This window comes from Delftia sp. ASV31 (genome assembly GCF_016428765.1).
Taxonomy (GTDB): Bacteria; Pseudomonadota; Gammaproteobacteria; order Burkholderiales; family Burkholderiaceae_C; genus Comamonas; species Comamonas acidovorans.
In genome coordinates this window covers 1-314 of the sequence record NZ_JAELTK010000294.1, presented here as the reverse complement: position 1 = coordinate 314, position 314 = coordinate 1, and the positions used below count along the sequence as shown (strand labels likewise).

Genomic DNA, 314 nt, shown 5'->3' with positions numbered 1-314 from the left:
CCCCCCCCCCCCCCCCCCCCCCCCCCCCCCCCCCCCCCCCCCCCCCCCCCCCCCCCCCCCCCCCCCCCCCCCCCCCCCCCCCCCCCCCCCCCCCCCCCCCCCCCCCCCCCTTTTTAATGATCCGCCGCCCACCGAGATCTACACTGTTCGCATTTCGTCGGCAGCGTCAGATGTGTATAAGAGACAGGACCTGGATCGTGCCCTTCGCGGCCGGCGGACCCACGGACGCCATGGCGCGCGACATCGCCCAGCGCACCAGCACCCAGCTGGGCCAGCAGATCATCATCGAGAACGTTCCGGGTGCGGGCGGCACC

General features: G+C 76.1%; 1 pseudogene. It reads left to right on the top strand.

Annotated features, from left to right (window positions below):
- A pseudogene (locus JHD82_RS30175) lies at positions 1–314 on the top strand (tripartite tricarboxylate transporter substrate-binding protein); the annotation flags it as partial.